A 23,682-nucleotide genomic window follows, 5' to 3' on the forward strand; every position below is an offset into this window, starting at 1 on the left:
AGATCAGATTAGCCACGCATACGTCGCACGGCCACGATCGCGCCGACACCGCCGAGGGCGAGGAGAGCGATCGCCAGGCCGGCACCGGTCTTGGCTGCGGTGCTCATCTCGGCGCCGCCGCCGTCGATGGCGTGCGGACGCTCACCCTGCGGGCCCTGGTTGCCCGACTGGTCGCCGCCGTTGCCCTGACCGTTGTTCTGGCCGCCGTTGTCCGGGGCCGGCTGCGACGGAGTCGACGGGGTCGTCGGCTTCTCCGGCTGGCCGGGCTGCTCGGGCGTGCCCGGCTGGCTCGGGCCCTCGGGATCGGTCGACCCGAGCGAACCGCCGAGGCTGCCCTGATCGCCGCCGAGCGAACCGTTCAGATCACTGCTGCCCAGGTCGGCGCTGCCGAGATCACCGAGCGAACCGGCGCCGAGGCTACCGAGACCCAGCGAACCGAGCGCCAGGCTGCCGAGGCTGCCCAGACCCAGCGAACCGGTGTCCTCCGAGCCGACGATGCCCGAACCGGTGCCGTCCTCGTCGACGAAGGTGACGGCGGCCGCGGAAGTCAGCTGCTTCTTCTTGTCGAACGTCGCGAAGACCTGGCAGTCGAGATATCCCTCGGTCTCGTAGTCGTGCAGGGTGTCGGCATCCGACTGATTCCAGCTGATGCTCTTGTCGCCCGACGGAGCGCCCGCGACGGACAGGTCGACGGTGCCTTCCTGCTCGGACGTCACGCACAGGACCACGGTGGCGGTGTCGCCGGCGGTCTTCGCGATGGTGAGGGTGTCACCGTCGATGACAGCGTCGCCTTCGCAGACCTCGACGGTCGCGCCGGCGGGCACGGTGAGCGCCAGCGGCTGGTCGACCAGGTTGGTCGTCAGCGTGAACTTCGCGGTCTCGCCGACGGGGAGCTCGTCGCCGGGGGTCGGCTCGGTGCGGACCAGATCGAGGACGGACTCGGCGGCGGGCGCGAGTGCGAGGATCTCGTCCTTCTTGGCCGTGCTCAGATAGGTGTCACAGTTGACTGCATCCTCGGGCGAGCCGTAGTTACGGCCGTCGGTTACACACCAGACGGCCATCTGCAGCGCCTGTCGGTTGGGCTGCGACGAGTTGTCGGTCCGCGTGGACCGGCCGCCGTAGGTGGGGTAGTTCGCGTCCCAGTCGATGCCGTGCTGCAGCAGGTAGCTGACGATCTTCACCTGGTCGTCGGTGAGCCGCTTGTTCGTTTCCTGCGGGAGCATCGGCCCAGCCGGGGTCCCGGTGGTGCTGTTCAGCACGTTGCCGTCACCGTCGAGATTGGAGCATGTGCTCCGAATCGCGTCGGTGCAGTACATCCACTCGGCGACCGGTTGGCCGTCGACCTGGCGGACACCGCAGACGGGCGGCTCCACCGTGTAGGCCGTTTCCGGCCAGTTGCCGTACATCGGCACCACGTTGCCGGCGTTGTAGCTCTCGAGACGAGACCCGGTGAGGGTCAGCTGCTGATCGGTGGGGTTCCAATCAGTGGCCTCACACGTCGGCGCGGTGAAACTCGCGGCGGTGGTGATCCCCGGGATCTCGATCTTCGGGAGGGCGGGGGCCGCGGGATCTGCGGCGGCCACACCCACGCTGGCGCCACCGACGAGTGCCAGTGCGCCGAGTGCGGCGATCCCTCCCCTCACACCACGCGACATCAGACTTCTCGCACGCATAAACACTCCCAATGACTCTTGACGACGTTGTCCCGAGGCCCCGACCCCTGCAGTCGGGGCAAAGACTAGGTCAAACGCCCCGATGTAACAGAATTGCAACAGGGCATCGAAAACGCCTGATCGGGTCGGTCGGCTGTTCGTTCGAATCGTTGATCTGGGGGTTTACCGGAGAACGGGAAGCTGTTCCGGACCGTTACAGGTATCGGCTGTGACAAAGTCGACATCCCGCGCAGTGTGCGGGCAGCGAAAAGCCCGGCCCGGTGAGAGTGCACCGGGCCGGGCTTGTCGTTCGGGTCAGGTCAGCCGCGCCGCAGGCGTCGCAGCGTCACGAGGGTTCCGACGCCACCGAGTGCGAGGAGCGCGATCGCGAGTCCGACGCCGGTCTTGGCTGCCGCGCTCATCTCGGCGGAACCGCCGTCGATGCCGTTCGGGCGTTCACCCTGTGGAGCGGGCTGAGGCTGTTGGCCCGGTCCCGGCTGCTGCGGGGTTTCCGGCGCGGGTCCGGGTGCGGGACCCGGCTCCTCGGGAACGATCGGGCCTTCCGGACCCACCGACCCGAGACTGCCGAGGGATCCCAGGCTGCCGAGGGAGCCGGCACCGGCGCTACCGGCGCCGAGACTGCCGAGTGATCCCAGGGAGCCGGCACCGGCGCTGCCGGCACCGAGGCTGCCCAGTGCGCCCAGGCTGCCGAGCGAGCCCGCGCCGGCACTGCCGGCGCCGAGACTGCCCAGTGCGCCGAGGGATCCGGCGTCGCCGCTGCCGGTCTCGAGCGAACCGGTATCCAAGGACCCGCCGTCCAGCGAACCGCCGTCCAGCGAACCGCCGTCGAGGGAGCCGCCGAGGCTGCCCAGTGAACCGAGGCTGCCGAGGGAACCGGTGCCCTCCTCGACGAACGTGACCTCCGCTTCGTCGGACAGCGGCTTCTCGACGAGGGTCGCGAAGACCTGGCAGTCGAGGTACGCCTCGTCGGGGTACGGGTGCAGGTTGTCGGCGTTGGCCTGATCCCACTCGATGTTCTTGTCACCGTTCGGAACTCCCTCGACGGTGAGATCGACGGTGCCCACCTGGTCGTACGTGACGCACAGGGTCACGGTGACGGTCTGCCCCGTGGTCCCGTTCACCGTGATCGTGTCGCCGGTGATGGTGGCATCGCCCTCGCACACCGTCACGGTCGCGCCCGCCGGGACCACGGTCAGATCGAGAGGCTTGTTCAGGATGTTGGTCTCGAGGGTGAACCGGGCCGTGCTGCCGACCGGCGTCTCGTCACCGGGACTCGGCTCGATACGGGTCAGGTCGAGGACCGGGTCGACGCCGGGAACCTTGGCGAGGATCTCCTGCTGGATCTCCTCGCTCATGTACGTGTCGCAGGCCGGCTTGTTCTCGGGGTTCTCCGTGACGATCGCGTAGTCGGTGACACACCAGATTGCGATCTGGAGACCTTGCCGATTGGCCTGCGTGGTGTTGTCTGTGTGGGTGGCGGTGCCGCCGAACTCGGGTTCGTAGGTGACAGGCCAATCGACACCGTGTTGGAGCAGATAGCTGATGATCCGTTCCTGGTCGGCGGTGAGCCGTGGATTGTTCGGCTGCGGGAGCATCGGCCCGACCGGGTCCCCGGTATTGCCGTTGATCGGATTTCCGTCGGCATCGAGGTTGGCGCACGTGCTGCGGGCCGCGTCGGTGCAGTACATCCACTGGGTGACCGGTTGGCCGTCGACCATACGGACACCGCAGACCGGAGCTTCCTCGAAGTACGGGGTGGGGTGCATGTTGCCGTACAGCGGGACCACGTTGCCGGCCTCGTAGCTGGCCAGGCGTTCCCCCGTGAGGTTCAACTGCAGATCGGTCGGAGTCCATTCAGTCGCGTCACACGCCGGTGCGCGGAAGCTGTCCGCCGCCGCGGCGGCCGTGGCCGGATCCGCCGGGCCGTTCGACCCCAGGGATCCGCTCGATCCCAGGGAGCCGCCCAGGTCGAGCGATCCGAGGGAGCCGCTGGACCCCGACGACCCGTTCGATCCGAGTGACCCCGGGGGTCCTGTCGGTGCGGCCGCGGCCACACCTGCTCCCGCACCGGCCATCAATATCAGCGCACCCACTGCGGCCATTCCGGCGCGGAGCCGGTGCGCTCGGCGTCTCGTCGATCCGACCTTCACTCGATCACCCCTCGTGCTGAACGACGTTCCCACCACCGAGCACGAGGCAGTGCCCAAAACACACGATCGCCGCAGCGCTACCTCATGGGACGTCTCGGACATGTATCGGCTGCGCGAACTATAGCGCGAGACCGACTGCGCCACAGAACAATACGAATTGAGTGATTCGTCCGGGTATTCAGGTGTCCGTCGGGCCTGCCACACTCGTGTCATGGGATACCCGCAGGATGCGCTCGCCGAGGACGAGGAACTGGTGCTGCACCGGCATCCGCACTGGAAGATGCTCGTCGTCCCGTCGGCGATCTTCGTACTGGCAACGGCGATAGCCGGATTCGCGCTCGGGGTCGCACAGTCCCGGCTGGCCGGCGGCGCCGTCGTGACCGTATCGATCCTGGTCGGCGTCGCGTGGCTGGCGCTCGTCGGCTGGAAGGTCCTCGTCCCGGCGCTGCAGTGGAAGTCGACGCACTTCCTCGTCACCGACCGCCGCGTCATGATCCGGCACGGCGTCCTCACCCACACCGGTATCGACATCCCGATGAACCGGATCAGCAACGTCCAGTTCCGGCACGGCCTCGTCGACCGTCTGCTGCGCACCGGAACCCTGATGATCGTCGCATCGTCCGACGACCCCCTCGAGTTCCACGATATCCCCGACGTCCAGAAGGTGCATTCACTGCTCTACCACCAGGTGCTCGACGCGGGAGCACCCGACGACACCGCGCCCCGCCGGTCGGGCCACGAGTCCGGCCACGAGCCCGGTCGCGAACGTCACGATGATCGGAATCGTTGGTAATCGAACCGCTTCCGTCGCCGCGACCGTAGGCTGTCGGGCGTGACTGCCGTACTGCTTGCCGAAGACGACGAGGCCATCGCCGCACCCCTGTCGCGTGCGCTCGGCCGTGAGGGTTACACCGTCACCGTCGAACAGACCGGCCCCGCCGCGCTCGAGCAGGCACTCACCGGGGACTACGAACTCCTCATCCTCGATCTCGGGCTGCCCGGCATGGACGGACTCGAGGTGTGCCGTCAACTCCGGGCAGGCGGACCCGACCTGGCCGTGCTCATGCTCACCGCCCGCACCGACGAGGTCGACTTCGTCGTCGGACTCGACGCCGGCGCCGACGACTACGTCGGCAAACCGTTCCGGCTCGCCGAACTGATGGCCCGGGTGCGAGCCCTGTTGCGCCGCAGCGGCGGCGGCGAGGACGTCGTCGTCGAGGTGCCCGGGATCCGGCTCGAACCCGCCGCGCGGCGGGTACTGGTCAACGGCTCCGAAGTCATGCTGGCCAACAAGGAATACGAACTGCTGCGGGTGCTGCTCGAACACGCCGGCCAGGTCGTGTCCCGAGAGACGATCCTGCGCGAGGTGTGGGGCGACGTCGAACTGCGCGGCTCGAAGACCCTCGACATGCACATGTCGTGGCTGCGCCGCAAGATCGGCGACGAGGGCGCCGCCGCGGACCGGCGCATCGCGACCGTCCGCGGCGTCGGGTTCCGGATCAACACCGACTAGGCCCGGACGCCCGTGCGCCGCAGAATCCTGCTGTCGATCCTTGCCGTCGTCCTGCTCACCGGACTGCTGCTCGGTGTCCCGCTCATCTACACGGCGTGGCTGTGGGTGGAGGACTTCACCCGCAACGAGATGCAGTCCCGCCTCGACCGGATGGCCGCCGAGATCATCCGCCAGGAAGGCGACACCGGCGTCGTCGAAGGCGGCCTGGACACGACATCGCTGCGGCTCGTGGTCCCCGAGGGCGGCAAACTCGTCGTCGTCTACCCGACGCCCTACGAGGGTGCGGCGCGCCTCGACATCGGTGCCGCGTCGGTGCCGTCGCCGCTCGTCGAATCCCTGTCGATGGGCACGTCCGGGTCGCTGCGGCTCGAGGCGCCGTCGAACCGCATGCGCTCACTGCAACGGCAGGCGGCGGGTGCGGTCACGATGCTGGTCCTCGCGTCCATCGGCGCCGGCGCCGGGGTCGCGGTGGTCACCGCGAAACGGCTCGCCGACCCGCTGCGCGACGTCGCCGAACGGGCCGCGCGGCTCGCCGAGGGCGACTTCCGGCCCGACTCGCGCCGCCACGCCATCCCCGAACTCGACCGCGTGTCCGACGTCCTCGACGCCGCGACCGTGGAGATCTCCCGGCGGCTGCAGCGTGAGCACGCGCTCGTCGGGGACGTGTCGCACCAGTTGCGCAGCCGGCTGACCGCGATCCGGCTCCGCCTCGACGAACTGTCCGTGCACGACGATCCCGCCGTCGTCCACGAGGCGGAGGAGGCGATGGCACAGGTCGACCGGCTCACCGTCGCCGTCGACGAACTGGTGCGATCGTCACGGGCCAGTGACGCGGCCAACCGGGAACCGGTGTCGGTGGTCGGGGAACTCGCGAGCGTCGTCGCCGACTGGCAGGGACCGTTCAAGGACGCCGGACGGATCCTGCGACTGCGCGGCGAGCCCCGCCTGATGTCGGCGACCACCGGGTCGCGGCTGCGGGAAGCGGTGTCGGTGCTGATCGACAACTCGCTCAAACACGGGGCGGGCACGTGCACGGTGTCGGTGCGTCAGGTGTCCGGGTCGAGCGGGCGCGGGTCACGGGTGTGCGTGGAAGTGTCCGACGAAGGGGAAGGTGTCAGCGACGAACTCGCCCCGCACATCTTCGACCGCGGCTTCTCCGGGGCCGGTTCGACGGGCGTCGGACTGGCACTCGCGCGGGCACTCGTCGAGGCCGACGGGGGACGGCTCGAGCTGCAACGTCGCCGGCCCGCACTGTTCGCCGCGTTCCTGGCGCCGGTCCGGGCGGAGGCGCCGACCCGCGTCACGGGCATCCACGAACCGCGTTAGACGGTTTCGCGGTCGATGCTCTCGTGGCCGGTCTCCTCCGGGAACACCCAGCGGCGGAACGACCAGAACCGGAACACCATCTGCAGCAGGTTGCCGATGATGTAGTTGAGTGCGAAGTCGATGACCATCAGCGTCGTGAAACTGACCGACGAGCGGACGTCGAAGACGTTGTTCGCGATCCACAACGGTGCGGCGGCGATGATGACACCGATCCCGCTGATCGTGAAGAACAGCAGCGCCTCGTGGTGGCGTTCACGGCCGCCCCGGTTCTTGAACGACCACTCGCGGTTGAGGATGTAGCTCAAGATCGTGGCCATGACACCGGACAGGATCTTGGCGACCACCGGCTTCTGTTCGAGCACCGTCAGGCTCAGCGAATAGAAGATCGCGAGGTCGAACAGCATGGTCGTGCCACCGACGATCGCGAACTTGACCAGCTCGTGGTGGCGCAGGACGAGGGCCCGGAAGGGCTCGGGAACTCGGCTCAGCGCCGCGTCGACGAATGACACAACGAAGTATTGTACGAAGCCGCGCTCCGCCGGATGCACCGGACCGGGATCTTTCAGGTTCCTCACAGGATGCGGCGCCCGTCGACCTCGACGGCACTTCCCGCGGGCAGACATGACACCATGGTGTGTCGTGACCGGCAAATCTGAATCCGAATCCCGCCCCACCCCGCCGCGTGACCTCCCCACCGGGATGCCCGTGGTGACGATGATCGGCGGCGGACAGCTCGCACGCATGACCCACCAGGCCGCGATCGAGCTGGGGCAGACCCTGCGGGTGCTCGCCGGCAGCGTCGACGAGCCCGCCGCACAGGTCAGCCCGAACGTCGTGCTCGGCAGCCACACCGACCTCGAGGCGCTGCGCACGGCCGCGATCGGGTCCCACGCGCTCACCTTCGACCACGAGCACGTCCCCACCGAGCACCTCGACGTGCTCGTCGCCGAGGGCGTCAACGTGCAGCCGCCGCCGCAGGCCCTCGTGTACGCGCAGGACAAGCTGGCGATGCGCCGCAAGCTCGGTGCGATGGGCGCCCCGATCCCGGCGTTCACCGAGGTCACCTGGGCCGAGGACGTCGTGCGGTTCGGTGCCGAACACGGCTGGCCGGTCGTGATCAAGGCCGTTCGCGGCGGCTACGACGGCCGCGGTGTGTGGATCACCGACGACTCCGACGAGGCCGAACGGATCGTCACCGCGCAGCTCGACAAGGGCGTGCAACTCATGGTCGAGCAGGCCGTCGACTTCACCCGCGAACTGTCCGCGATGGTCGCCCGCTCCCCGTTCGGGCAGGGCGCGTCGTGGCCCGTCGTCGAGACCGTGCAGATCAACGGACAGTGCGCGGTCGTGCTGGCCCCGGCCCCGAACCTGCCCGCCGACCGGGCCGTCGAAGCCGAGCAGCTGGCACTGCGGATCGCGTCCGAACTCGGGGTCGTCGGCGCGATGGCCGTCGAACTGTTCGAGACCACCGACGGCGCGCTGATCGTGAACGAGCTCGCGATGCGCCCCCACAACTCCGGCCACTGGACGCAGGACGGCGCCCGCACGTCGCAGTTCGAGCAGCACCTGCGGGCCGTCCTGGACTATCCGCTCGGGGACCCGTCGCCACTCGCGCCGATCACCGTCATGGCGAACGTATTGGGGGCGCCCACAGCGCCCCTCATGAGCATGGACGAGCGGCTGCACCACCTGTTCGCCCGTATGCCCGACGCCAAGGTGCACCTGTACGGCAAGGGTGAGCGCAAGGACCGCAAGATCGGGCACGTCAACGTGCTGGGTGCGGCGTCCGGTTCGATCGACGATCCGGCCTACGTCGCGGCGGTGCGTGAGCGCGCCGAGCGGGCGGCGCACTGGCTGTCGCACGCCGAATGGACCGACAACTACGACGAGCACACGGGAGCAGACAGCAAGTGACGGAATCGAACGGGCCCCTCGTCGGGCTGATCATGGGCAGCGACTCGGACTGGCCGACGATGGAGGCCGCCGCCGAAGCGCTCGCCGAGTTCGGTGTCCGCTTCGAGGTCGGTGTCGTCTCGGCGCACCGCACCCCGCAGCGCATGCTCGACTACGCGCGTGACGCCGCCGACCGGGGGATCAAGGTCATCATCGCCGGTGCCGGTGGCGCCGCCCACCTGCCCGGCATGGTCGCCTCGGCGACGCCACTGCCGGTGATCGGTGTCCCCGTGCCCCTGAAATACCTCGACGGCATGGACTCGCTGCTGTCGATCGTGCAGATGCCCGCCGGTGTTCCCGTCGCGACCGTGTCGATCGGCGGCGCCCGCAACGCCGGTCTGCTCGCCGCCCGCATCCTCGGCGCGTCCGACGACGCGCTGCGTCAGCGCATGGCCGACTTCCAGGCCGGGCTCGAACAGATGGTCCTCGAGAAGGACGCGGCCCTGCGCGCGAAACTGCTCGGCTGACACATGACGCCCCGTCCGGCGCGCTCTCGGCTGAGTGAGCGCTGGTACCGCTGGAGCGCCGCCCACGCGGTCGGAATCGACCGTGCCGAGGCGGCGCTCCTGTCGTTGTTCTGCCTGGCAGCGACCGTCGGCGGCGGCACCGAGCACGTGATCGTCTCGCTCGGCATGACGGTGCCGCTCGCGTGGCGGCGCTCGCACACCGTCGTCTCCGGGTTCGTGGTCGCCGGGTTCGCGGTCGCGCACCTGTTCCTGGTCTCGGGTGTTCTGATGCCGAGTGCGATCGCGGTGCCGATCGCGCTGTACGCGTTCGCCGCCTACGGACCGCGCTGGAGCAGTTACACCGCACTGGTAGTAGCGATGCTCGGTGCCGCGGTGGCGGGCGTCGAATACTTCGGGTACGACGGACGCACGTGGCAGGGCGCGACCGCCAACGCGGGAATGCTGGTCGTGTTCGTCATCGCGGTGTGGGCGTTCGGGGACCTGCGCCGGGTGCGTATCCAGGAGGTCGAGGGGCTCGCCGAACGTGCCCGGCTCCTCGAACTCGAACGCGCCCAGGAAGCCGAACTCGCCGCGCTCGGTGAACGCACCCGCATCGCCCGCGAAATGCACGACATCGTCGCGCACTCGCTCACCGTCGTCATCGCGCAGGCCGACGGCGGCCGCTACGGCGCCGCGAAGGATCCGCAGGCCGCGCTCGACGCCCTCGCGACGATCGCCGCGACCGGCCGGCAGGCCCTCACCGACATGCGGGGACTGCTGTCGGTGCTGCGGGAGGACCGGCCCCGCGAGTTCTCCGCTCTACCCGGTACCGACGACATCGGCGGGCTGGTGGAGGACCTGCGGCGCGGCGGCCTCGCCGTCGACCTCACGGTGTCGGGGGAGCCGCGGGAACTGTCCACCGGCGCCGGGTTGACCGCGTACCGGATCGTGCAGGAATCCCTCACCAACGTCCTCAAGCATGCCGGCCCCGGCGCCCGGGTACGGGTCGAGATGTCGTGGGGTGAGCGGGAACTCGACCTCACGATCATCGACGACGGCCGCGGCGGTGCGGCTGCGCTCGTCGCATCGTCACCGGGCGGGCAGGGCGTGATCGGCATGACCGAACGCGCCGCACTGCACGGCGGACGACTGGCCGCCGGACCGGTCACCGGCGGCGGCTACCGGGTGCAGGGTCTGCTGCCGTACACCGCCACCTAGGCTGGCGACCATGATTCGCGTGGCCCTCGTCGACGACCAGCAGCTCGTGCGGGCGGGGTTCCGCATGGTGATCGATTCGCAACCGGACCTCGAGGTGGTCCTCGAATCGGGCGACGGATCCGCCGCGGTGGCAGCATTGGCCCACACCGCGGCCGATGTCGTGCTCATGGACGTGCAGATGCCGATCATGGACGGCATCGAGGCCACCCGGCGTCTCACCGCGGCCGACGAGTCACCGAAAGTGGTGGTGCTCACCACGTTCGAGGACGACGAGTACGTGCTGTCCGCGATCAGCGCCGGTGCCAGCGGCTTCCTCCTCAAGGACGTGCCGCCCGAGGAACTGCTCGACGCGATCCGCACCGTGCACCGCGGCGACGCCGTCATCGAGGCCCGCTCCACCCGGAAACTGCTGCAGCACGTCGGGCCGATGCTCGGCGGCACGGTGCGGCCGACGCTGCCCGAGGACCTCACCCCCCGCGAGGTCGAAGTCCTCGCGGCGATGGCCCACGGACTGTCCAACACCGAGATCGCCGCGACGTTCGTGGTCTCCGAGGCCACCGTGAAAACCCATGTCGGACGGGTGCTCTCGAAGACCGGCTCCCGCGACCGCGTGCAGGCCGTGCTGTACGCGTTCCAGGTGGGCCTGGTGCGGCCGCAGGATCTGCTCGGCAGCGACTGACCCGGCCTCACGACAGCCGGCGGGTGACCTTCTCGGCGTCGACGCGGCGCTCGACCTTCTCGGCGTCGGGATTGCTCACCTGTACCAGCGATGCCCCGACGGCCAGCACCGACAGCAGTCCGGTGACGAGTTCGTCGGCGTCGGACCAGGATCGGGTGGACAGCACCCGGTCGGTCCCGGTGACCCCGTCGGCGGCGGCTGCGGCGCGGGCCGCGGACAGGACGTCGTCCACCGTGCGGCCGTCGAGAGTTGCGGAACCCGGTGCCAGGCCGCGGAACTGGTCGCCGTGCACGCGGACCGCGGTCGCATAGTCGGTGACCCCGATGGGCAGGTCCGGGACGGGGCGGCCGAACGCGTCCAGCGACAGCACCGCCACCTCCGGCAGATCCGCGACGTCGTCCAGTCGGTCGACGGTGACGAGGGCGGCGTCGGCGTCCGGGTCGGCACCCAGGGTCACCTCGAGTCCGGCCCACCACGCGCCGAGCAGGACGGCGGCGGTCTGCCAGTGCGCGGGCAGCAGCACCGACACCCGAGCGCCGGGCAGCAGTCCGAACTCGTCGCACAGCAGGTTCGCGGTCTTCGCCGCCCAGTTCGCGAGGGTGATCGCGGACAGTTCGATGCGCTCACCGGTGGCGTCGTCGTAGTAGGTGATCCGCGGGCCCGCCGGGTCGGCGGCGAGGATCGGGTCGAGCAGGGCGGTGGTCAGGTCGGTCACAGACATATCCTTCAGTTGACGCAGCGCGGGCCGGTGCCGCCGGCGTCGATCGGGGGGCCGGGTTCGGCGGGGGTGGGGGAGGTGGCAGTGGTGCTCGTCCGTGAGGACCCCGACGACTCGGCCGACCTCGATGTGGTCGACGTGGACGTGGTGGGCGTCGAGTAGTCCCCGGTGACCACGACCCGCACCGCACCGGATTTCAGGGACGAGTCGGTTTCGACGGGCAGGCCGCCGAGGGTCACGGACACGGCGCGGGCGGCGTCGCTGTCGGCCGACTTCGCGAACACGGTGCTGCGCGACACCGATTTTCCGGTGTTGTTGCCGACGGTGCCGAGCCCGAATCCTTCGTTCTCGAGCAGGTTGCCGACGCTGGTGGCGAGGCCACCGACGCTGGAGTCGTTGGCGACGTCGACGGTGACCGTGGACACGTCGATGTCGGGCATCGTGGTGGGGACGGTCGAGTCGGACGTCTCGGTGTCGTCGGAGGCCGGTTCCTCCCCGGCGAGCCCGGCCACGTACTTCCGGACCGCTTTCGGGTCGACCTTGACGATCGACTCGCCGTAGTCGGTGGTGCCGTTGATGTCGACGACCGGGATGGTCTCGAACGTGACGCTGCCACCGGCGAGGTCCTGCAACTGGGTGGCGAAGTCGATGACGTCCCAGTCGGAGTCGAGGACCACCGAACGCTGCACGGCGGAGGTCAGCTTGCCGAGCTTGCCGGGGTTGGTGAGGGTCTTGGCGCTGAGCACCTCGCTCGCGAGGGATGCCATGAACACCTGCTGGCGGACGATCCGGTCGAGATCGCCGCGCGGCAGTCCATGCCGCTGCCGGACGAAACTCAGGGCGTCGGATCCGTCGAGGGTCTGTTCGCCGGCCGGGAAGTTCGCACCCGAGAGCGGTTCGTCGACAGCGGCGTTGAGGCACACGTCGACACCGCCGACGGCGTCGGTGAGCAGTACGAACCCGAGCAGGCCGATCTCGGCGTAGTGGTCGACGGTGATGCCGGTGAGGTCGCCGACCGATTCGATGAGCGCCTCCCGGCCGGCCTGTGTCGACTTCTTCTCCGCCGACGACTCGGATTCGCCGTCCTCGACGAGACGTTGCCGCTCGGCCTCCTTCGTGGCCCCGTAGGCTGCGTTGATCTTCGACATGCCGATGCCGGGAACCTTGACGTACGCGTCGCGGGGAATGGAGATGGCGGTGGCGGAGCTGCCGTCGTTCGGCACCCGGACCAGGATGATCGTGTCGGTGTTCGACGCCACTTCCTCGCCGGCGCGCAGCGATTCGAGTTCGGTCGAGGTGAGCGGGTTCCCGTGCGCGTCGGTGCGGCTGTCGGTGCCGACGAGCAGGATGTCGATGGCGCCGTCCTTGCCGCCGCCGAGTCCGAGACCGCCGATCGTGGCGAGGCTCGAGCGCAGGGAATCGACGCTGCGCCACGCGAATCCGGTCAACACGAGTACGAGGACCGCCGCGATCGCGATGGCGATCTGTCTGCGTGAGGTCGGGGCGGGGGGCCGCGGCACCTCCCGTGCGGTGGACTCCTGTGGCACGCGTCGGCCTCCATGACGGTCGGTTCTCATACTGTGCTCCAGGCTAACGGTGATCGTGCTCCGGTACGGCACGCAGCGGTCCGACGTGCCAGACTCGGTCGCTGTGCGAAGGATTTTGGTGACGGGGGCGCGGGGTCAACTCGGCAGCCGACTGCTGCAGTGTGCGCGGGACGCGGGCGTCGCCGCCGACGGTGTCGGTTCGACGGATCTCGACATCACCGACCCGGACGCCGTCGCGGCCCGGGTGCGCCCGGACACGGTCGTGGTCAACTGTGCCGCGTACACGGCCGTCGACGCCGCCGAGTCCGACGAGGCGTCGGCCACCGCGGTCAACGAGGTCGGGCCGCGCACGCTGGCGACCGCGTGCGCCCGCACCGGCGCCCACCTGATCCACGTCTCCACCGACTACGTGTTCGCGGGGGATCGGGTGGGGGACACGGCCGCCCCCTACGAACCCGGTGATCCCACCGGCCCCCGCACCGTCTACGGCCGTACCAAGCTCGCGGGGGAGCGGGCGGTCCGGGAGATGCTGCCCGGCGCGCAGATCGTGCGGACCGCGTGGGTGTACTCCGGGGCGGGCACGGATTTCGTGGCGACGATGCTGCGTCTCGAGCGGGAACGCGACACCGTGCAGGTCGTGGACGATCAGCTCGGTTCGCCCACCTACGCGGTCGATCTGGCGGCGGGGCTGCTCGAACTCGCCCGCACCGGCGGCCGCGGCGTGACGACCCTGCACGCCACCAACGCGGGCGCAGCCACCTGGTTCGACCTGGCGCGGGCCGTGTTCGCCGGTGTCGGCGCCGACCCGGAGCGGGTGCGGCCGTGCACGAGCGCCGAGTTCGTCCGGCCCGCACCGCGTCCGGGTTACTCGGTGCTGTCGCCGCGGTCGTGGGCGGATGCGGGTCTGACACCGCTGCGGCCGTGGCGGGACGCACTGGCCGACGCGCTGGCCCGGCTCGGATGAGGACGATACGGGCGCTGCGGCTAGGCTTGCCCGCGTGAGTTCGCAGCTGGCCGTGGTGACGGTGACCTACTCGCCGGGCGAGCATCTGGAGCATTTCCTGAGCACGCTGGCCGATGCCACGACCGAGAATCCGCAGGTGATCCTCGCCGACAACGGCTCGGTCGACGGCGCCCCCGAGGCCGCGGCCGCCGCTCACGATCATGTCCGGCTGCTGCGCACCGGCGGCAACATCGGCTACGGCGGTGCGATCAACCGCGCCGTCGCCGAGATCGACCCCGGCATCGAGTTCGTGCTCGTCGTCAACCCGGATGTGCGCTGGTCGCCCGGGTCGATCGACGAGCTGCTGGCCGCGGCGCAGCGGTGGCCGCGCGCCGGCGCCCTGGGGCCGATGGTCCGCGAACCCGACGGCAGCGTCTACCCGTCGGCGCGGGCCGTCCCCGACCTCGTTTCCGGTGCCGGGCACGCAGTGCTCGGTTCGGTGTGGCCGTCGAACCCGTGGACGCTGCGGTACCGGCAGGACAGTGAGACGATCGCCGAGCGTCCGGCAGGCTGGCTGTCGGGATCGTGCCTGCTGCTGCGCCGGGCCGCGTTCGACGCGATCGACGGCTTCGATTCGCGCTACTTCATGTACATGGAGGACGTCGACCTGGGGGACCGTCTCGGCCGGGCCGGCTGGCTCAACGTGTTCGTGCCGTCCGCCGAGGTCACCCACGCGAAGGGACATGCGGCGGGCCGGCATCCGGAACTGATGCTGCCCGCCCACCACGAGAGTGCCTACCGTTTCCAGGCCGACCGCCACCCCGAGTGGTGGCAGGCGCCGCTGCGGTGGGCGTTGCGGGGCGGACTCGCCCTGCGGTCGAAGCTCGCGGTCGCGGCCGCCGTCCGGCAGCGCACCGCCGACGAGAATCGGGACAACGAGATCGAGGGGAAAGAATGACTACTGCTTCGGCGACCGATGCCGTGGTTCTGGTGGGAGGCCAGGGCACGCGGCTGCGTCCACTGACGCTGTCCGCACCCAAGCCGATGCTCCCCACCGCGGGGGTGCCGTTCCTGACGCATCTGCTGGCGCGGATCAAGCAGGCGGGCATCGACCACGTCGTGCTGGGCACGTCGTTCAAGGCGGAGGTCTTCGAGGAGCATTTCGGTGACGGCAGCGATCTCGGTCTCGAGATCGAGTACGTCACCGAGATCGAGCCGATGGGCACCGGCGGCGGTATCCGCAACGTGCTGCCGAGCCTGCGCGCCGACAACATCATGGTCTTCAACGGTGACGTCCTCGGCGGCACCGACCTGACCGCGGTCCTCGACACCCACTTCCGCACCGACGCCGACGTCACCCTGCACCTGGTGCGGGTCGGTGACCCGCGCGCGTTCGGCTGCGTCCCCACCGACGACGACGGCCGCGTCAAGGCGTTCCTGGAGAAGACGCAGGATCCACCGACCGACCAGATCAACGCCGGCTGCTACGTGTTCCGCCGCGAGATCATCGAGAAGATCCCGTCGGACCGTCCGGTGTCCGTCGAACGTGAGGTGTTCCCGGCGCTGCTCGCCGACGGCGCGCGCGTGTTCGGTCACGTCGACACCTCGTACTGGCGGGACATGGGCACCCCCGACGACTTCGTCCGCGGGTCCGCGGACCTGGTGCGCGGTATCGCGCCGTCGCCGGCGCTCGACGGCCCGCGCGGTGAATCCCTCGTCCATCCCGGTGCGGGGGTGGCACCGGGTGCGCTGCTGATCGGCGGCACCGTCGTCGGACGTGGCGCCGAGGTCGGGGCCGGGGCCCGGCTCGACGGGGCGATCCTGTTCGACGGCGCCCACGTGGAGGCCGGTGCGGTGGTCGAACGGTCGATCATCGGGTTCGGTGCCCGGATCGGTCCGCGCGCGCTGATCCGTGACGCGGTGATCGGGGACGGCGCCGACGTCGGTGCCCGCTGCGAGCTGATCGGTGGCGCGCGGGTGTGGCCGGGTGTCACGCTGCCCGACGGTGGGGTCCGGTTCAGCACCGACGTGTGATCCGGCGGCGTGGGATCCGGCACAGTCCGCCATTCCTTAGTCTTGCTACTGAAATACTGGGGGAATGATGTCGCAGGAACCCGTCTATCGCAGGTACGTCGCGCTCGGTGACTCGTTCACCGAGGGCGTCGGCGATCCCGATCCCACCCGTCCCAACGGACTGCGCGGCTGGGCGGACCGGGTCGCCGAGGAACTGGCGACCCGCAGCGCCGACTTCGGGTACGCCAACCTCGCGGTGCGTGGCCGGCTGCTCGGCCCGATCGCCGACGAGCAACTCGACGCGGCGATCGTACTCGAGCCGGACCTGGTGACGATCTATGCGGGCGGCAACGATCTGATGCGCCCGTCGGTCGACCTCGACGCGCTGGTGGCCCGGTACGACGAGGTGATCGGCAAACTGGCCGCGACCGGTGCGACGGTGCTGGTGTGGACGGCGTTCGACGCCGGCTTCTCGTCGGTCTTCTCGAAGATCCGCGGCCGCTCGGCGATCTACAACGAACTGGTGCGTGAGGTCGCGGACCGGCACGGCGCGACGCTCGTCGACTTCTGGCGCTTCGACGAGTACCGGGATCTGCGGATGTGGGACTGGGACCGGCTGCACATGTCCACACCCGGCCACCAGAACATGGCGATCCGGGTGCTCGACACGCTCGGCGTGCAGCACCACATCGTCGTCGACCCGCTCGGCCCGGACCTGCCCGCCGACCGGGCGTCGCAGCGGCGCGCCGACCTGGTGTGGACGAAGGACTTCCTGCTGCCGTGGATCGGCCGCCGGGTACGCGGCACGTCGTCGGGGGACGGTGTCGCCGCGAAGCGGCCCGCCCTCGCCCCGATCCGGTAGGGACAGCAGAAAACGACGAACGCCGATCGGAGTTGATCCGATCGGCGTTCGTCGTTCCCGAGGGGGAGTCTCAGGCGTGCGTGACGGCGCGACTCGTGGAGATCGCGACCAGGCCGATGAGTCCGACGAGGGCGAAGGCGTAGAAGCCCCACGGCACGGCGTAGCCGGCGTCGAGGAGCAGGCCGCCGAGCAGCGGTCCGCAGATCGCGCCGATCCGGCCGACACCCGCCGACCAGCCGAGCGCGGTGGCGCGGATGTTCGCGGGGTGGCTGGCGCTGGTGAAGGCGTACACGAGCACCTGGGCGCTGAAGACGAAGCAGCCGGCCAGGAACACCATGACGTAGATGCCGCCCCCGACGTTCACGCTGAGCAGCGCCAGGAACAGTGCGGCCCCGGCGAACCAGGCGATGCATGCGGCTCGCGGGCCGATCCGGTCGGCGACACCACCGGCGACGAGCAGGCCCACGACGGCGCCGGCATTGAGGACGAGCAGCAGGGTCAGGGCGGCGCCGAGGTCGTAGCCGGCCTCGCGCATGATCGTCGGCAGCCAGGTGTTCAGGCCGTAGACCAGCAGCAGGCCCATGAACGACGTGACCCAGATCGCGATGCTGTTGCGCAGGAACTTCGGCGAGAACAGGGCACGGGCCGGGGCGGACGCGGCCGCGGGGGCGGCGGTCGTCGCGGTCTCGTCGAGCGTCAGACCGTACTGGGCGGCGATCTGCTCGGCCTCGGCGCGCCGGCCCTGGGCGAGCAGGTACGACGGGGATTCCGGCAGGTACCGGATCATCAGCGGGACGAGCACGATGGCCGGCAGCGCACCGACGACGAACATCGAGTGCCAGCCGAACGGGTCGATGAGCACGAGCGCGAGCGCGGCGGTCGCGACGGCGCCGACGTGGTAGCCGGTCATCAGCAGGGTCGACGCGGATCCGCCGCCCTGCTTCTTGGAGAACTCGTTGACCAGTGCGAGCGCGGTGGGCAGGGCGCCGCCCAGGCCGATGCCGGACAGGAAGCGGAACAGTCCGAAGAAGAACGGGTTCGGCGCGAGCGCACAGAGCAGGGTGAGCACCGAGAACGCGGTGACCGCGAAGATCAGGGCGCGACGGCGGCCGACGATGTCGGTGAGGGTGCCGATGGTGAGCGCGCCGATCATCATGCCGACGAGACCGAACGTCGTGATGCTCGTGATGGTGCCGGTGCTCAGGTTCCAGTCGCCGTGCTCGCGCAGGGACGGGATGACCGTGCCGAGCACGACCATGTCGAAGCCGTCGAGGAGGACGGCGATCCAACACAGGGGGGCCACCCAGAGCGCGGAGCCGCCGCGCGTCACGGGTCGTTCGAGGGTGCTCATTCCATCTCCGAAACTATCGTGTTCGCAATGCGAACCACCGTTCATTTTTAGAACACGGTCATTGTTTGGTGGGTCACACGCCGATGTCAAACTCCGTACCAAGTGGTTTGTCGGGTCGTTTCCGAAGTTCCGGGACACGTCGCGATACTCGAAGCGTGAGCGACACGCGTGATCCGGACCGCAGCATGCTCGGCCGGGCCTTCGCGGTGCTCGGCTGCTTCACCGCCGCCCGGCCGCGGCTGACGCAGTCGGACCTGAGCCGGCGCACCGGGCTGCCGCTGCCGACGGTCCACCGGCTGTGCGGACAACTCGTGACCCACGGCGCCCTCGAGCGCGACGACGCCGGCCGCTACGCGATCGGGGTCCGGCTGTGGGAACTCGGGGCCCTCGCCCCCCGCGCGCACGGACTGCGTCAGGTCGCGATGCCCTACCTCGAGGACCTGTACGAGGCGACCCGCGAGAACGTCCAGCTGATCGTGCGGGAGGGCTTCGAGGCGCTCTACATCGAACGATTGTCCGCGCGTGGGGCGGTCCCGGTGGTGGGGCGGGCCGGGGGCCGGCTCCCGCTGCACGCGTCGAGCGGCGGGCTGGTGCTGCTCGCGCACGGCGGCACCGAACTGCTCGACGAAGTCCTCGGTGCCGGGCTGGAGCGGTTCACACCCGCCACGGTCACGTCGGAGCACCGGCTGCGGCAGGTGCTCGACGACATCCGGCGCACCGGGTTCGTGGTGTGCCGGGAACACCTCAACATCGGGACCCTCGCGGTCGCCGCCCCGGTCGCGCGGTCGACGGGGGAGGTGGTCGCGTCGATCTCGGTCGTCGTCGGCGCCGACGACGATCCGGCCCCGCTGATCCCGGCGCTGCGGGCCGCGGCGCGCGGAATCTCGCGGCATCTGGCGTGACCGAAATCTCCCGGCACTGCCGCGAAACGATCTTTCACTGAGTGAAAGTTGGGGTTCTGTGGTCGGGTGCGGATCGGGACAGTGGGGGCGATCACGCCTACCGAGGAGTAACCACCCATGACTCACCCGAGCACCCAGGTCGGCATCGTCGGAGCCGGACCGGCCGGACTGATGCTGTCCCATCTCCTGCACCTGCGCGGCATCGACTCCGTCGTCCTCGAGGCCCGCACGCGCGAGCAGGTGGAAGGCACCATCCGGGCCGGGGTGCTCGAACAGAACACCGTCGACCTCATGGTGGAGACCGGTCTGGGTGACCGGGTGAGGGCCGAGGGCCACGAGCACCACGGCATCGAACTGCGGTTCGGTGGCCGCGGGCACCGCATCGCGTTCGACGAACTCGTCCCCGGCCGCGCCGTCACCGTGTACCCGCAGCACGAGGTATTGAAGGACCTGATCGCCAAGCGTCTCGCCGACGGCGGCGACATCCGGTTCGGGGTCTCCGACGTGGAGGTGCTGGGCCACACGTCCGACACCCCGTCGATCACCTACACCGACGCCGACGGCAACCCGCAGACCGTCACGTGCGTGCTGGTGGCCGGCTGCGACGGCTCGCGGACCAAGACCCGCAAGCTGATCCCGGAGCCGTCGATCCGCCAGGACCATTTCCGGCAGTACCCGTTCGCGTGGTTCGGCATCCTCGCCGAGGCGCCGCAGTCGTCGGACGAGCTCATCTACGCCAACCATCCGCGTGGCTTCGCGCTCGTCAGCACCCGCACCCCCGAGATCCAGCGGCACTACCTGCAGGTCGATCCGACCGACTCGGTGGACAACTGGTCCGACGACCGCATCTGGTCGGAGCTGCACGCCCGCGTCGACGGGGAGGGCGCGGAGATCAAGGACGGCCGGATCTTCGAGAAGTCGATCCTGCAGTTCCGCAGCTTCGTGTGCGAGCCGATGCAGCACGGCAACCTGTTCCTCGCCGGCGACGCCGCCCACACCGTCCCCCCGACCGGCGCGAAGGGCCTCAACCTGGCCGTCGCCGACGTGTACGAGTTGTCGAAGGCGATGGGCGCGTTCTTCGAGACCGGGCACCGCGGACGCCTCGACGGGTACACCGAGACGGTGCTGCCGCGGGTGTGGCGCACCCAGCACTTCTCGTGGTGGATGTCGTCGATGATGCACCGGCTGCCCGACGCGTCCGGGTTCGACTACCGCCGTCAGGTCGCCGAACTCGACATGGTGACCCGGTCGGTCGCGGGCCGCACCCTGCTCGCCGAGAACTACGTGGGCACCCCGCTCGGCTGAACACGGCCGCATCCTCTCGCTCGGTGAGATGTAGGACACATCGGGTCCCGCCTCTTCCGTAGGTTCGGCAGTGCACCCGCACTCCACCTACGGAAGAGGTATTCGATGAAGGTCCTGATCGTCGGCGGTACCGGCATGATCGGCGCCCACGCGGCGCGGCATCTGCGGGATCGGGGCGACGACGTCACCGTCGCCGCCCGCAACCCGCTCGCCGACGACTCCCCGGTGCGGGACTTCCCGGTGCTCCTCGGCGACTACACGCAGCAGACGTTCACCGCCGCCCAGCTGGCACCGTTCGAGGGCATCGTGTTCGCGGCGGGCCAGGACATCCGGCACATGGATCGGGGCCTGGACGCCGCGGGCGAGGCCGCGTTCTGGGAGCGGACGCAGACCGGGGGCGTGCCGCGGTTCGCGGCGCTCGCCAAGTCGGCGGGGGTGCCGCGGTTCGTGCAGGTGGGCAGCTACTACCACCACCTGCGTCCCGAGTACGCGGACACGATGCCGTACGTCGCGGCCCGCAAGGCCGCCGACGAGGGGGCCCGCGCGCTCGCCGACGAGAACTTCGCCGCGATGACGCTGAACCCGCCGTCGATCCTCGGCGCCAACGCCGGGGTGTCCGCGAAGCGGTACCGCAAACTGTTCTCCTGGGCCGCCGGCAACGAGCCGCAGATCCCCGACTTCGCCCCGGCCGGCGGCACCAACTACATGTCGGCGCGCTCCCTGGCCGAGGCCATCGGCGGAGCCCTGACCGCGGGCGAATCCGGCACGGCCTACCTGATCGGCGACCGGAACCTCACATTCGCCGAATACTTCCAGCTGCTCGTCGACGCCGCCGGCGGGGACCGCACCATCGAGTCCCGCGACGAGGAACATCCGCTGCTGCCGGACAGCTTCATCGTCCAGGGCCGCGGCAACGTCATCTCCTACGAGACCGACCCCGCCGAGACCGCCCGACTCGGCTACACGAAGGACGACTGCGCCCGCGCCGTCGCCGAAATGTACGCACTCGTGCAGGCGGCGACGGCGGGCTGACGCGTCAGCCGATCCGCTCGAACACCGCGGCCAGGCCCTGGCCGCCGCCGATGCACATGGTTTCCAGGCCCCAGCGGGTCTCGCGGCGGTCCATCTCACGCAACAGCGTGGCGAGGATGCGGGCGCCGGTCGCACCGACGGGGTGGCCGAGGGAGATCCCGGAGCCGTTCGGGTTCAGGCGCGGATCATCCGCTTCGAGACCCCACGTGCGGGTCACGGCGAGAGCCTGGGCGGCGAACGCCTCGTTGAGTTCGATGACGCCCATGTCGGCGAGGCTCAGGCCGATCCGGCCGAGGGCCTTCTCGGTCGACGGGACCGGGCCGATGCCCATCGTCCGCGGCGGCACCCCGGCGACGGCCCAGCTGGCGAGCCTGGCCAGGGGCCGCAGGCCGAGGGCCGTCGCCTTCTCCGGCGTGGTGACGATCGCGATCGCGGCGCCGTCGTTCTGGCCGCTGGCGTTGCCGGCGGTGACGGTGGCGTCGGGGTCGACAGCGCCGCGGATCGGGCGCAGCTTCGCGAGGGAGTCGAGGCTGGTGTCGGGGCGGGGATGTTCGTCGGTGTCGACGACGATCGGGTCCCCCTTGCGCTGGGGGACGGTCACCGGGACGATCTCCTGCGCGAACACCCCGTTGGTCTGGGCGGCGACGGCCCGCCGGTGCGACTGCACGGCGAGGGCGTCCTGGTCGGTGCGGCTGATCGAGAATTCGGCGCGCAGGTTCTCGGCGGTCTCGATCATGCCGCCGGGCACCGGGTAGTTGCGGCCGCCGGCGGTGACCCGGGCACGGGCCAGCCGGTCGCTGAGTGCGACGGCCTCACCGCGGACGCCGTACCGCATGCCGGTGGCGTAGAACTCGGCCTGGCTCATCGATTCGACACCGCCGGCGAGGACGAGGTCGCTGCCCCCGGACTGGACCTGCATGACGGCCTGGATGATCGCCTGCAGACCGGAGCCGCAACGCCGGTCCACCTGCAGGCCCGGAACGTCCACGCCCAGACCGGAGTTGAGGGCCGCGATCCGGCCGATCGCCGGGGCCTCGCCGCCGGGGGAACCCTGACCGAGGATCACGTCGTCGACGTCGCCGCCGGAGATGCCGGTGCGGGAGACGAGTTCGGTGATGACGGTGGCCGCCAGATCCTCGGGCGCGATGTCCCGGAAGACGCCGCCGAAACGGCCGACGGGGGTGCGGAGGGGCTCGCAGATGACTGCGTCAGGCATGTGTTCTTCCTCGGTGCGACAGATTATTTCGTCTGGGTTCGGGCCAGATCGGCGGAGATGGCGGTGGCGGTCTCGACCGCGGCGGGCACGAGCGTCTCGTGCACCGCCTCGATCGTGTACCGGGCCGCCTGGGTCGAGATGTTCACGGCCGCGACGACGGTGCCGGACGCGTCGACGATCGGGGCGGCCAGCGAGCGCAGGCCCTCCTCGAGTTCCTGGTCGACGACGCAGAACCCTTGCGCGCGAATCCGATCGAGTGCGGCCCGCAGGTCGTCGCGGGTGGCGACGGTGCGCCCGGTGAGCGGCGCCAGATCGACCCCGGCGAGGTAAGCGTCGAGTGCGGCCGGGGCGAGCCCGGCCAGCAGCACCCGACCCATCGACGTCGCGAACGCGGGGAAGCGGGTGCCGATCGTGATGGACACCGTCATGATGCGGCTGACCGGGACACGCGCGACGTACACGACGTCCCCGCCGTCGAGGATCGACACCGACGTCGATTCGTGGACCCGCTGCGACAGCGCCTCGAGGTGCGGGCGGGCGATCTCGGGCAGGGACAGGCTCGACAGGTAGCTGTAGCCGAGTTCGAGGACCCGCGGGGTCAGCCAGAACACGGAGCCGTCGGTGCGCACGTAGCCGAGTTCGACGAGGGTGAGCAGGAACCGGCGGGCGGTGGCGCGGGTCAGGTCCGTGGCCCGGGCCACGTCACTGAGGGTGCGGCGCGGATGCTCCGCGTCGAACGCCCGGATGACGGACAGCCCGCGTGCCAGGGACTGCACGTAATCGGTGGAGGCCGCGGCGGTCCCGCTCGTGTTCGTCTCGCTCGTGTCGGTCACGT

Annotated in this window: 22 protein-coding genes; 14 read left to right on the plus strand and 8 right to left on the minus strand. The window is 70.0% G+C overall.

Annotated features, from left to right (window positions below; all coding sequences use genetic code 11):
* Nucleotides 1–8 precede the first annotated feature (8 nt).
* A complete protein-coding gene (locus E0497_RS10055) occupies nt 9–1,673 on the minus strand; it encodes a hypothetical protein (protein WP_137724659.1) in 1,665 nt (554 codons plus the stop codon).
* Nucleotides 1,674–1,972: 299 nt separating this feature from the next.
* Nucleotides 1,973–3,766 carry a hypothetical protein gene (locus E0497_RS10060; protein ID WP_137724660.1) on the minus strand — a complete coding sequence of 598 codons (1,794 nt, stop codon included), beginning with the start codon at nt 3,764–3,766 and terminating at the stop codon, nt 1,973–1,975.
* Between the two features lie 268 nt (nt 3,767–4,034).
* Between E0497_RS10060 and E0497_RS10065 the strand changes: the two genes are divergently transcribed.
* Genes E0497_RS10065 through E0497_RS10075 form a run of 3 tightly spaced genes read left to right on the plus strand, consistent with a single transcriptional unit; the run spans nt 4,035 to nt 6,662 of the window.
* Nucleotides 4,035–4,616 (plus strand): PH domain-containing protein, encoded by a 582-nt coding sequence (locus E0497_RS10065; RefSeq protein WP_137724661.1) that lies wholly within the window; start codon nt 4,035–4,037, stop codon nt 4,614–4,616.
* Between the two features lie 39 nt (nt 4,617–4,655).
* Nucleotides 4,656–5,336, plus strand: a complete 681-nt coding sequence (locus tag E0497_RS10070) for a response regulator transcription factor (protein WP_137724662.1) — start codon at nt 4,656–4,658, stop codon at nt 5,334–5,336.
* A 12-nt stretch (nt 5,337–5,348) separates the two neighbouring features.
* The gene (locus E0497_RS10075; protein WP_137724663.1) at nt 5,349–6,662 is read left to right on the plus strand and encodes a sensor histidine kinase; all 1,314 of its coding nucleotides are present in this window, start codon (nt 5,349–5,351) and stop codon (nt 6,660–6,662) included.
* On the opposite strand, the gene E0497_RS10080 is transcribed toward E0497_RS10075, so the two are convergent.
* On the minus strand, nt 6,659–7,171 hold the full coding sequence (locus E0497_RS10080) for a GtrA family protein (protein WP_137724664.1): 513 nt from the start codon (nt 7,169–7,171) through the stop codon (nt 6,659–6,661). The two genes, E0497_RS10075 and E0497_RS10080, sit on opposite strands and share 4 nt — an antisense overlap.
* A gap of 112 nt (nt 7,172–7,283) precedes the next feature.
* On the opposite strand from E0497_RS10080, the gene E0497_RS10085 reads away from it, so the two are divergent.
* From E0497_RS10085 to E0497_RS10100, 4 genes are read left to right on the plus strand one after another with little or no spacing between them, the layout of a single operon-like run.
* On the plus strand, nt 7,284–8,576 hold the full coding sequence (locus tag E0497_RS10085; protein WP_421958330.1) for a 5-(carboxyamino)imidazole ribonucleotide synthase: 1,293 nt from the start codon (nt 7,284–7,286) through the stop codon (nt 8,574–8,576).
* A gap of 32 nt (nt 8,577–8,608) precedes the next feature.
* A complete protein-coding gene (gene purE, locus E0497_RS10090; protein ID WP_137724733.1) occupies nt 8,609–9,082 on the plus strand; it encodes a 5-(carboxyamino)imidazole ribonucleotide mutase in 474 nt (157 codons plus the stop codon).
* 3 nt (nt 9,083–9,085) lie between these two features.
* The gene (locus tag E0497_RS10095) at nt 9,086–10,279 is read left to right on the plus strand and encodes a sensor histidine kinase (protein ID WP_137724666.1); all 1,194 of its coding nucleotides are present in this window, start codon (nt 9,086–9,088) and stop codon (nt 10,277–10,279) included.
* 10 nt (nt 10,280–10,289) lie between these two features.
* Entirely contained in the window at nt 10,290–10,958 is a 669-nt protein-coding gene (locus E0497_RS10100; RefSeq protein WP_137724667.1) for a response regulator, read from the plus strand.
* A 7-nt stretch (nt 10,959–10,965) separates the two neighbouring features.
* Here E0497_RS10100 and E0497_RS10105 read toward each other — a convergent pair whose 3' ends face one another.
* Both E0497_RS10105 and E0497_RS10110 read right to left on the minus strand, forming a co-directional pair.
* Nucleotides 10,966–11,679 (minus strand): TIGR03089 family protein, encoded by a 714-nt coding sequence (locus tag E0497_RS10105; RefSeq protein WP_137724668.1) that lies wholly within the window; start codon nt 11,677–11,679, stop codon nt 10,966–10,968.
* Nucleotides 11,680–11,684: 5 nt separating this feature from the next.
* On the minus strand, nt 11,685–13,253 hold the full coding sequence (locus tag E0497_RS10110; protein ID WP_137724669.1) for an LCP family protein: 1,569 nt from the start codon (nt 13,251–13,253) through the stop codon (nt 11,685–11,687).
* 88 nt (nt 13,254–13,341) lie between these two features.
* Here E0497_RS10110 and rfbD point away from each other — a divergent pair, with 88 nt between their 5' ends.
* The 4 genes from rfbD (at nt 13,342) to E0497_RS10130 (ending at nt 17,041) form a co-directional block, all read left to right on the plus strand.
* Complete coding sequence (gene rfbD, locus E0497_RS10115; RefSeq protein WP_241665823.1) at nt 13,342–14,187, plus strand: dTDP-4-dehydrorhamnose reductase; 846 nt, start codon at nt 13,342–13,344, stop codon at nt 14,185–14,187.
* Between the two features lie 34 nt (nt 14,188–14,221).
* On the plus strand, nt 14,222–15,124 hold the full coding sequence (locus tag E0497_RS10120) for a glycosyltransferase family 2 protein (protein ID WP_137724670.1): 903 nt from the start codon (nt 14,222–14,224) through the stop codon (nt 15,122–15,124).
* Nucleotides 15,121–16,200, plus strand: coding sequence for a mannose-1-phosphate guanylyltransferase (manB, locus tag E0497_RS10125; RefSeq protein WP_137724671.1), 1,080 nt, complete (start codon nt 15,121–15,123; stop codon nt 16,198–16,200). The genes E0497_RS10120 and manB overlap by 4 nt, the downstream gene beginning before the upstream one ends.
* 64 nt (nt 16,201–16,264) lie before the next feature.
* Nucleotides 16,265–17,041 (plus strand): SGNH/GDSL hydrolase family protein, encoded by a 777-nt coding sequence (locus E0497_RS10130; RefSeq protein ID WP_137724672.1) that lies wholly within the window; start codon nt 16,265–16,267, stop codon nt 17,039–17,041.
* A gap of 70 nt (nt 17,042–17,111) precedes the next feature.
* On the opposite strand, the gene E0497_RS10135 is transcribed toward E0497_RS10130, so the two are convergent.
* Nucleotides 17,112–18,392, minus strand: coding sequence for an MFS transporter (locus tag E0497_RS10135; RefSeq protein WP_137724673.1), 1,281 nt, complete (start codon nt 18,390–18,392; stop codon nt 17,112–17,114).
* A 185-nt stretch (nt 18,393–18,577) separates the two neighbouring features.
* On the opposite strand from E0497_RS10135, the gene E0497_RS10140 reads away from it, so the two are divergent.
* The 3 genes from E0497_RS10140 to E0497_RS10150 all read left to right on the plus strand — a co-directional run bounded on the left by E0497_RS10140 (nt 18,578) and on the right by E0497_RS10150 (nt 21,631).
* On the plus strand, nt 18,578–19,294 hold the full coding sequence (locus E0497_RS10140; RefSeq protein ID WP_137724735.1) for an IclR family transcriptional regulator: 717 nt from the start codon (nt 18,578–18,580) through the stop codon (nt 19,292–19,294).
* A gap of 117 nt (nt 19,295–19,411) precedes the next feature.
* The gene (locus E0497_RS10145; RefSeq protein WP_137724674.1) at nt 19,412–20,599 is read left to right on the plus strand and encodes a 4-hydroxybenzoate 3-monooxygenase; all 1,188 of its coding nucleotides are present in this window, start codon (nt 19,412–19,414) and stop codon (nt 20,597–20,599) included.
* Between the two features lie 105 nt (nt 20,600–20,704).
* Complete coding sequence (locus E0497_RS10150) at nt 20,705–21,631, plus strand: NAD-dependent epimerase/dehydratase family protein (RefSeq protein ID WP_137724675.1); 927 nt, start codon at nt 20,705–20,707, stop codon at nt 21,629–21,631.
* Nucleotides 21,632–21,635: 4 nt separating this feature from the next.
* Here E0497_RS10150 and E0497_RS10155 read toward each other — a convergent pair whose 3' ends face one another.
* Both E0497_RS10155 and E0497_RS10160 read right to left on the minus strand, forming a co-directional pair.
* Nucleotides 21,636–22,847 (minus strand): acetyl-CoA C-acetyltransferase, encoded by a 1,212-nt coding sequence (locus tag E0497_RS10155; protein WP_137724676.1) that lies wholly within the window; start codon nt 22,845–22,847, stop codon nt 21,636–21,638.
* 23 nt (nt 22,848–22,870) lie between these two features.
* The gene (locus tag E0497_RS10160) at nt 22,871–23,680 is read right to left on the minus strand and encodes an IclR family transcriptional regulator domain-containing protein (protein ID WP_137724677.1); all 810 of its coding nucleotides are present in this window, start codon (nt 23,678–23,680) and stop codon (nt 22,871–22,873) included.
* Nucleotides 23,681–23,682 lie beyond the last annotated feature (2 nt).

This window comes from Prescottella subtropica (assembly GCF_005434945.1).
GTDB lineage: Bacteria > Actinomycetota > Actinomycetes > Mycobacteriales > Mycobacteriaceae > Prescottella > Prescottella subtropica.